Source organism: Enterobacter sp. (assembly GCF_977039595.1).
Map to the genome: position 1 here is coordinate 19538 of NZ_CDRQYH010000049.1, position 9384 is coordinate 28921.

At 57.9% G+C, this 9384-nt stretch carries 6 protein-coding genes; 5 read left to right on the plus strand and 1 reads right to left on the minus strand.

All coding sequences use genetic code 11. The features are described 5' to 3' along the window. The first annotated feature begins 6 nt into the window (after positions 1-6). Both gudD and ACWYRJ_RS14740 read left to right on the plus strand, forming a co-directional pair. Complete coding sequence (gudD, locus tag ACWYRJ_RS14735) at positions 7-1344, plus strand: glucarate dehydratase (protein WP_455508169.1); 1338 nt, start codon at positions 7-9, stop codon at positions 1342-1344. A gap of 77 nt (positions 1345-1421) precedes the next feature. Then, positions 1422-2561, plus strand: a complete 1140-nt coding sequence (locus ACWYRJ_RS14740; protein ID WP_455508170.1) for a glycerate kinase — start codon at positions 1422-1424, stop codon at positions 2559-2561. Positions 2562-2656: 95 nt separating this feature from the next. Here ACWYRJ_RS14740 and barA read toward each other — a convergent pair whose 3' ends face one another. Then, entirely contained in the window at positions 2657-5416 is a 2760-nt protein-coding gene (barA, locus tag ACWYRJ_RS14745) for a two-component sensor histidine kinase BarA (RefSeq protein WP_111965439.1), read from the minus strand. Between the two features lie 57 nt (positions 5417-5473). Here barA and rlmD point away from each other — a divergent pair, with 57 nt between their 5' ends. From rlmD to ACWYRJ_RS14760, 3 genes are all read left to right on the plus strand, one after another. Beyond that, the gene (gene rlmD / locus ACWYRJ_RS14750) at positions 5474-6772 is read left to right on the plus strand and encodes a 23S rRNA (uracil(1939)-C(5))-methyltransferase RlmD (RefSeq protein WP_223580429.1); all 1299 of its coding nucleotides are present in this window, start codon (positions 5474-5476) and stop codon (positions 6770-6772) included. 51 nt (positions 6773-6823) lie between these two features. Beyond that, positions 6824-9055 (plus strand): GTP diphosphokinase, encoded by a 2232-nt coding sequence (relA, locus tag ACWYRJ_RS14755; RefSeq protein WP_008499628.1) that lies wholly within the window; start codon positions 6824-6826, stop codon positions 9053-9055. 66 nt (positions 9056-9121) lie between these two features. After that, a partial coding sequence (locus tag ACWYRJ_RS14760) for a MazG nucleotide pyrophosphohydrolase domain-containing protein (RefSeq protein ID WP_455508171.1) occupies positions 9122-9384 on the plus strand: 263 nt, incomplete at its 3' end.

A 9384-nucleotide genomic window follows, 5' to 3' on the forward strand; every position in this document is an offset into this window, starting at 1 on the left:
TACACGATGAGTACCTTTACGACCCCTGTCGTCACTTCCATGCAAATCATTCCAGTTGCGGGCCATGACAGCATGCTGATGAACCTGAGCGGCGCGCATGCGCCATTCTTTACCCGCAATATTGTCATTATCAAAGACAATTCCGGCCATACCGGCGTGGGCGAAATTCCTGGCGGGGAGAAGATCCGCCAGACGCTGGAAGATGCCATTTCGCTGGTCGTGGGCAAAACGCTGGGTGAGTACAAAAATGTCCTGAACACCGTGCGCAACACCTTTGCCGATCGCGATGCCGGGGGACGTGGCCTGCAGACCTTCGATCTGCGTACCACCATTCACGTGGTGACCGGGATTGAATCCGCGATGCTGGATCTGTTGGGTCAGCATCTGGGCGTCAACGTCGCGTCGCTGTTGGGTGAAGGACAGCAGCGCAGCGAAGTGGAAATGCTGGGCTATCTCTTCTTTGTCGGCGACCGCAGGCTGACACCGCTGCCGTATCAGAGCCAGCCTGATGAACAATGCGACTGGTACCGACTCCGCCACGACGAGGCGATGACCCCGGATGCGGTGGTGCGCCTGGCGGAAGCCGCGTACGAAAAATATGGCTTTAATGATTTCAAACTGAAGGGCGGCGTGCTGGCCGGGGAACAAGAGGCGGAAGCCGTCACCGCACTGGCAAAACGTTTTCCACAGGCGCGCGTGACGCTGGATCCTAACGGAGCATGGTCGCTTGATGAAGCGATCAAAATTGGTAAACAGCTGAAAGGCGTGCTGGCGTATGCGGAAGATCCGTGCGGGGCTGAACAAGGCTTCTCGGGCCGTGAAGTGATGGCGGAATTCCGCCGCGCAACGGGGCTGCCAACCGCGACCAATATGATTGCCACAGACTGGCGTCAGATGGGACACACGCTGTCATTGCAGTCTGTCGACATTCCGCTGGCGGACCCGCACTTCTGGACGATGCAGGGCTCGGTGCGCGTGGCGCAGATGTGTCATGAGTTTGGCCTTACCTGGGGCTCGCACTCTAACAACCACTTCGACGTGTCGCTGGCAATGTTCACGCACGTTGCCGCTGCAGCTCCGGGGACGATTACCGCTATCGACACGCACTGGATCTGGCAGGAGGGTAATCAGCGTCTGACTAAGCAGCCGTTTGAAATCAAAGGTGGCATGGTGCAGGTGCCTTCCACTCCGGGGCTGGGGGTTGAGCTGGATATGGACCAGGTGATAAAGGCCCATGAGCTGTACCAGAAACACGGTTTGGGCGCGCGCGATGACGCGATGGCGATGCAGTATCTGATCCCCGACTGGACATTCGACAATAAACGCCCGTGCATGGTACGATAAACGCATTGGGACCGCTCCCATGAACGGTCTTTTACGTGGTGTATGCTTAACGTAACGACTATGCGTAAGGATGGCTTATGAAAATTGTTATCGCACCGGACTCGTATAAGGAAAGTTTGAGTGCGCTTGAGGTTGCGACAGCGATAGAACGTGGTTTTCGCGAGATCTTTCCCGAGGCGGTTTACGTCAAACTGCCGGTTGCGGACGGCGGCGAAGGGACGGTTGAGGCGATGATCGCGGCAACGCATGGACGCATTGTGCATGTTCCGGTGACCGGCCCGCTGGGTGAGCGCGTGGACGGGTTTTATGGCTTATCCGGTGACGAGCAGAGTGCCTTTATTGAAATGGCGGCGGCAAGCGGCCTGGAGCTGGTCGTCCCTTCACAGCGTAATCCCCTGAAAACCACCTCCTGGGGCACGGGCGAACTGATTCGGCATGCGCTGGATGCGGGCGTTAAGCATATCATCATTGGCATTGGCGGCAGCGCCACCAATGACGGCGGAGCAGGGATGGTGCAGGCGCTGGGCGCTAAATTGCTCGACGCGAGCGAACAACCTCTTGGGCAGGGCGGAGGCGAACTGGGAAAACTCGCGCGTATCGACCTGAGCGGGCTGGACAGACGTCTGGCGGAGTGTCGGATAGAAGTTGCATGTGATGTCACGAATCCGCTTACCGGAAAGGACGGTGCGTCAGCCGTATTTGGCCCGCAAAAGGGTGCCACACCTGAGATGATCGTCACCCTGGACAACGCGCTGGCGCAGTATGCGAGAGTCATTGCCCGGGATCTGGATATCGACGTACTAAACCTTGCTGGCGGCGGAGCGGCGGGTGGCATGGGGGCGGCGCTGTACGCCTTTTGCGGCGCGCAGCTGCGCCAGGGCATTGAGATCGTGACCGATGCGCTACACCTGGCCGACCAGGTGGCCGATGCGGATTTGGTGATCACCGGTGAAGGCCGCATTGATAGCCAGACGATCCACGGCAAAGTCCCGGTGGGAGTGGCGAAGGTGGCGAAACGCTTTAACAAACCCGTTATCGGCATTGCAGGCAGCCTGACGGCGGACGTTGGCGTCGTACACGATCACGGCATTGATGCGGTGTTTAGCGTGATCTACACCATCTGCTCGCTGGAAGACGCGCTGGAAAATGCCAGCGAGAACGTCAGGATGACCGCAAGGAATATCGCTGCGGTGCTGAAAGTGGGGCAGGGAATGTAGTTCTCCCTCTCCCTGTGGGAGAGGGGCGGGGTGAGGGCATCAGGCCGCACCCGCAATTGTAGGCCCGGTAAGCGTAGCGCCACCGGGCATTTACCTTAGCTCCCCAACACCTTCATCGCTTCCCGCGTCACATTATCCATTTCATCCAGCAGCTCCAGGAACTCCGGTTCAAGCTCCGATTCCGGCGTACCGGCACGCAGCTGCTGCTCCAGCAGCTGGCAGAGGTTTTTCAGCCGCGGCACGCCGCTGTACCCGCAGCTGCCGTGCAGCTTGTGGATCGCGTCCAGCAGATCTTCCGGATTTTCACCCACCAGCTGCTCTTCCACCTTATTGCGGATCTCCGGCAGAAACGCGACCAGCATTTGCAGCATGTCGCGGGCGAGATCGGGTTTACCTGCCGCCTGGCGCAGCGCAAGCTGCCAGTCAAAGGTGGCGTTCTGATTAACGCTTACCTCAGCCTGCTCGCTGGAAACCGTGTACGTCCCGCCGATATGACCCGGCTTATATCGCAGCAGCAGGCTATGAAGTTTCTCTTCATCGATGGGCTTTGCCAGGTAATCGTTCATCCCGGCGCTCAGCAGCTTCTCCTTCTGGCCAGCCATCGCATGTGCGGTGACCGCAATGACCGGCGTTTGCTGCTGATGCGGCAGCTGGTGGATCAGCTCGCAGGCCCGGATGCCGTCCATGCCCGGCATCTGAATATCCATCAGGATTAAATCGAACTGCATCTGCTTAGCCTGTTCAACCGCCTGCGCGCCGCTGGTGCACAGCTCAACATGCTGAACCTGGTCCTCAAGCAATGCACCAATCAGCTTCAGGTTGGCCGGATTATCATCCACCGCCATCACGCTCATCGGCAATTTTTGCTCATCGTTAATCAGCGGAAGGGCATGCTGGCTAAGACGGCAATACTCCGTGAGCGCGGGCAGGAGACGGGTCGCGGTGAGCGGTTTTAGCAGACACGCGGCGGCTCCGTCATTTTTTAACTCTTCTGCATTCAGCTGAGCGTGGCAAGGCAGCGCCAGCAGCAGATAGTCCGTCATCGACGCGGCTTTCGCCAGCCGCTCCTGCTGCATGGTCAGCTCGCCGGTAAAGGTGACCGGGATCCCCATCAGCAGGATGTCGTAATGCTCAACGGCCAGGGCGGAGAAGGTTGGGCTGTAGACCACCTCCAGCGGCGTGGTGCTTAATATGTCGAGCGTACACTGCGCCGCTGCGGCGTTAGGCTCAACATAGGCCAGTCGCTTGCCCTTCAGGCAGTCCGTCATCGGACCGTCGGTCAGCACGTTCGGATTAAGGTCCAGATTAATGTGGAACCAGAAGGTTGAACCGCGGTTTGGCTGGCTGTGGAAAGAGATATCGCCGCCCATCTCGTTCACCAGACGCTGGGTGATCACCAGCCCCAGACCGGTGCCGCCATGACGGCGGGAGATACTGGCATCCGCCTGACGGAACGCCTGGAACAGACGCGACTGGTCGCGCTCCGGAATACCGATGCCGGTATCGCGGATCTGGACTTCAATCTGGACCTTATTGCTGCTGATCGAGCGTTTCTCTACCAGGACGTCGATATTACCGCTTTCGGTGAATTTAATGGCATTCCCGACAAGGTTGGTAATGACCTGCTGCAGGCGCAGCGGATCGCCAATAACGTTATCCGGCACGTCGTTTTTAATGTTAAGCGTCAGCTCCAGGCCTTTATCGTGCGACGAGTGCGCGAGCAGCGTCACCACTTCATCGAGCGTGCTGCGCAGCGGGAAGGGAATGCTTTCCAGGATCAGCTTGCCCGCTTCCAGCTTGGAGAAGTCCAGCACGTCATTGATGATCGCCAGCAGATTGTTGGCCGAGCGTTCAATGGTGTGCAGGTGATCGCGCTGAGTGGGGTTGAGCTCGCTTTTGAGCGTCAGGCGGGTAAAGCCGATCACGCCATTGAGCGGCGTGCGCAGCTCATGCGACATATTGGCAAGGAATTCCGATTTAATACGCGCCGCTTCCTGGGCGCGCTTTTTCGCCAGATCCAGCTCAACGTTCTGGATCTCCATCTGCTCCAGCGTTTCGCGCAGGTCGGACGTCGCCTGGTCAACGTTGTGCTGCATCTCTTCGTGATACGCCGCCAGCGACATCGCCATCGAGTTGATGCCGTTTTTCAGCATATCCAGCTCGCCCAGCATAAAGCCTTCCACACGGCTGTCGAGCTGTCCCCGGCGGATGCGGTCAACCGTGTTAACCATGTTGCGGATGGGGCCCGTCACGTCGCGCATCAGGCGCCAGCCGAAGATCAGCGCAATGCCAATGCAGAACAGCATCATCACGCCAGAGATAAAGATTTCTTTGTACTGCTGTAGCCGGACCGACTTGAGATCCAGCTCCAGCGCCACATATCCCAGCATATTATTGCTGGATTTGGCGTCGGATTGCGCGGACTCATCGGGGGAATAGCTTTCCGACACGATCGGCGTGCGCAGGATCATGATATCGCCGCGCCGCAATACGGTGAGGTGGCGCGGGAACGGCGTACCGTCCGGGATCTTCAGGGCCGCTGGATCGAGATGAAAGTTCGAGGTGACAAACAGCCGGTTATGTTCGTCGTAAACGGAAATGGCGCGTACGATGTCCGAGTGGCGGCGGTGGAGTACGCTGATTAACTGCCCAATGGATTCGCGGTTTTGCAGGTTCATGCCGTACTCGCTGGATACGGCAAGCGGTTCGATGATGCTGGCACCTGCATCCTCAAGCTGCCGCTGCAAATCGTTATAGCGGTGCACCACAAAGAAGATACTCAGCAGCAAACCGATGAGAACGGTGGGGGCGAGGATCAAAATCATCATGCGCGCGCGCAGGCTGTAGTTGGTCATGGCGTTCCGTTATGGGACAATTAAGATAATTATGTTTATGTGAGAAAAATCTCGGCGATGGCGCAATTCTACTCTGCAAAGCGACGCGTGACGACGCGTGAAATCATTACTGTTGAAGCCACGGACCTCGATCCGTTTGGTCAGGGAGTAGCACGTCACAATGGTAAGGCTCTGTTTATAACAGGTTTACTGCCAGCAGAACGAGCAGAAATTACGCTGACGGAAGATAAACGTCAGTTCGCGCGCGGACAGGTTAAGCGTCGTCTCAACGATAGCCCGGAGCGCGTGAAGCCCCGCTGCCCGCATTTTGGCGTTTGTGGGGGCTGCCAGCAACAGCATGCGAGCACAGAATTACAGCAAAAAAGTAAAAGCCGCGCGCTGGCGCGTCTGCTCAAACATGACGTTAACGAAATTCTTGCCGATGAGCCCTGGGGCTATCGTCGTCGCGCGCGCCTGAGCCTTAGCTATCAGCCAAAAACGGATCGTCTGGAGATGGGGTTTCGCAAGGCCGGCTCCAGCGACATCGTTGACGTGAAGCAATGCCCCATTTTGGTGCCCCATCTTGAGGCATTGCTTCCGGAAGTGCGCATCTGCCTCTCCGGGCTGGACGGCGTACGCCATCTCGGGCACGTCGAACTGGTCATGGCAAACAATGGCCCGCTGATGGTGCTGCGCCACACCGCGCCGCTGTCGAAAAAAGATCGCGAAAAACTGGAACGCTTTTCGCATTCCCACGACCTGGCGCTTTTCCTGGCACCACAAAGCGAGATACTTGAGCAGGTTACCGGTGAGGCGCCCTGGTATGCGTCAAACGGGCTACGCTTAACGTTTAGCCCGCGGGATTTCATTCAGGTCAATGATGGCGTTAACCAGCAGATGGTGACGAAAGCGCTGGCGTGGCTGGATGTCCAGAAAAGCGATCGGGTGCTCGATCTGTTCTGCGGAATGGGCAACTTCACGCTGCCGCTGGCGCGAGAAGCGGCCAGCGTCGTCGGCGTGGAAGGCGTTGAGGCGCTGGTGGCGAAAGGGCAGGAGAACGCGCGGCAGAACGGCTTGCAAAATGTGACATTCTTTCATCAAAATCTTGAGGACGATGTTACCCAACAGCCGTGGGCAAAGCAGGGCTTTGATAAAATTTTGCTCGACCCGGCACGTGCCGGTGCCCCGGGCGTGATGGCACATATTATTAAACTCGCGCCGAAGCGTGTGGTCTATGTTTCCTGTAACCCGGCAACGCTTGCCCGGGACAGCGAGGCATTACTCAGCGCGGGTTACCAGATTCAGCGTCTGGCAATGCTGGACATGTTCCCGCACACTGGGCATCTGGAATCGATGGTGTTGTTCGAGCACATCTAATTTGTTTGGCTTGTCGACTTCGACAGGCCCTGGTCCCTAAAGGAGAGGACAATGGTTGCGGTAAGAAGTGCACATCTCAATAAAGCTGGGGAGTTTGACCCACAAAAATGGATCGCAAGTCTGGGAATTTCCAGCCAGCAGTCGTGTGAACGCTTAACCGAAACCTGGGCCTATTGTCTGCGCACCACGCAGGGGCATCCCGACGCCGATCTTCTCCTGTGGCGCGGCGTTGAGATGGTTGAAATCCTGTCCATGCTGAACATGGACATCGAAACGCTGCAGGCAGCGCTGCTCTTCCCCCTCGCGGATGCGGACGTGGTCAGCGAAGACGTGCTGCGCGACAGCGTCGGCAAATCCGTCGTCGCGCTGATCCACGGCGTGCGCGATATGGCGGCCATTCGTCAGCTTAAAGCCGCGCATACCGATTCCGTCTCCTCAGAGCAGGTCGATAACGTTCGGCGGATGCTGCTGGCCATGGTGGATGATTTCCGCTGCGTGGTCATCAAGCTGGCCGAGCGTATTGCCCACCTGCGAGAGGTAAAGGATGCGCCGGAAGACGAGCGCGTGCTGGCCGCCAAAGAGTGTACGAACATCTATGCGCCGCTGGCAAACCGCTTAGGGATTGGTCAGCTGAAGTGGGAACTGGAAGATTACTGCTTCCGCTATCTGCACCCGGCGGAATACAAACGGATTGCCAAACTTCTGCACGAGCGCCGTATCGACCGCGAGCACTATATCGAGGAGTTTGTCGGCGGCCTGCGCCAGGCGATGAAAGAAGAGAACGTGCGCGCCGAAGTCTACGGTCGGCCTAAGCATATCTACAGCATCTGGCGCAAAATGCAGAAGAAACACCTCGCCTTTGACGAGCTGTTTGACGTGCGCGCCGTGCGCATCGTGGCGGAGCGTCTGCAGGACTGCTACGCCGCGCTGGGGATAGTACACACTCACTTCCGTCATCTGCCCGATGAGTTCGACGACTATGTCGCCAACCCAAAACCGAACGGCTACCAGTCTATCCATACCGTGGTGCTTGGCCCTGGCGGTAAAACGGTTGAGATTCAGATCCGCACCAAACAGATGCATGAAGACGCCGAGCTGGGCGTTGCCGCGCACTGGAAATACAAAGAAGGCACCTCCGGCGGTGCGCGTTCTGGCCACGAAGACCGCATTGCCTGGCTGCGCAAGCTGATTGCGTGGCAGGAAGAGATGGCCGATTCCGGCGAGATGCTTGACGAGGTGCGCAGCCAGGTCTTTGACGATCGGGTGTATGTCTTTACGCCGAAAGGGGACGTTGTCGACCTGCCGGCCGGCTCTACGCCGCTTGATTTTGCCTACCATATCCACAGCGATGTGGGACACCGATGCATCGGGGCGAAAATCGGCGGGCGTATTGTACCGTTCACCTATCAGCTGCAGATGGGTGACCAGATTGAAATCATTACCCAGAAGCAGCCCAACCCGAGCCGGGACTGGCTTAACCCTAACCTGGGCTACGTCACCACCAGCCGCGGGCGCTCGAAAATTCACGCCTGGTTCCGTAAGCAGGATCGTGACAAGAACATCCTTGCCGGTCGTCAGATCCTCGATGACGAGCTGGAGCATATCGGAATCAGCCTGAAAGAGGCGGAAAAATTCCTGCTGCCGCGCTACAACTTCAACGAGCTTGACGAGCTGTTAGCGGCCATTGGCGGCGGTGATATTCGTCTGAATCAGATGGTGAATTTCCTGCAGGCGCAGTTCAATAAGCCAAGCGCGGAAGAGCAGGATGCGGCGGCGCTGAAGCAGCTGCAGCAGAAAACCTACGCGCCGCAGCAGCGCAGTAAAGACAATGGCCGCGTGGTGGTTGAGGGTGTAGGTAACCTGATGCACCACATTGCCCGCTGCTGTCAGCCAATTCCAGGGGACGATATCGTCGGCTTTATCACCCAGGGGCGAGGGATTTCAATTCACCGTTCCGACTGCGACCAGCTTGCCGAGCTTCAGTCCCATGCGCCTGAGCGCATCGTGGAAGCGGTCTGGGGGGAAAGCTATTCCGCTGGCTACTCGCTGGTGGTGCGCGTTACCGCCAACGACCGCAGCGGCCTGCTGCGCGACATCACGACCATTCTTGCCAACGAGAAGGTCAACGTGCTGGGCGTCGCCAGCCGCAGCGATACCCGCGAGCAGCTTGCCACCATCGATATGACCATCGAAATCTATAACCTGCAGGTGCTGGGCCGCGTGCTTGGCAAGCTGAACCAGGTGCCGGATGTGATTGACGCGCGTCGTCTGCACGGCGGCTAAACATCCTCTTCCGTAGGCCGGGTTAGGCAACGCCGCCACCCGGCATTTTTTTATCAGGACAGAATTATGACTCAAATCGACCGCCTGCTCGGCATCATGAAACGCCTGCGCGACCCGGAAAACGGCTGCCCGTGGGACAAAGAGCAGACTTTCGCTACCATCGCCCCGTACACCCTTGAAGAGACCTATGAGGTGCTGGACGCCATTTCCCGCGAAGACTTTGACGACCTGCGCGGCGAGCTGGGCGATCTGCTGTTCCAGGTGGTGTTCTATGCACAAATGGCGCAGGAAGAAGGGCGCTTTAACTTTGACGATATCTGCGCAGCAAT

Coding starts and splice junctions, on each gene's coding strand:
- relA (WP_008499628.1), top strand. CDS start 6,824: ATGGTTGCGGTAAGAAGTGCACATCTCAATAAAGCTGGGGAGTTTGAC.
- gudD (WP_455508169.1), top strand. CDS start 7: ATGAGTACCTTTACGACCCCTGTCGTCACTTCCATGCAAATCATTCCA.
- ACWYRJ_RS14740 (WP_455508170.1), top strand. CDS start 1,422: ATGAAAATTGTTATCGCACCGGACTCGTATAAGGAAAGTTTGAGTGCG.
- rlmD (WP_223580429.1), top strand. CDS start 5,474: ATGGCGCAATTCTACTCTGCAAAGCGACGCGTGACGACGCGTGAAATC.
- barA (WP_111965439.1), bottom strand. CDS start 5,416: ATGACCAACTACAGCCTGCGCGCGCGCATGATGATTTTGATCCTCGCC.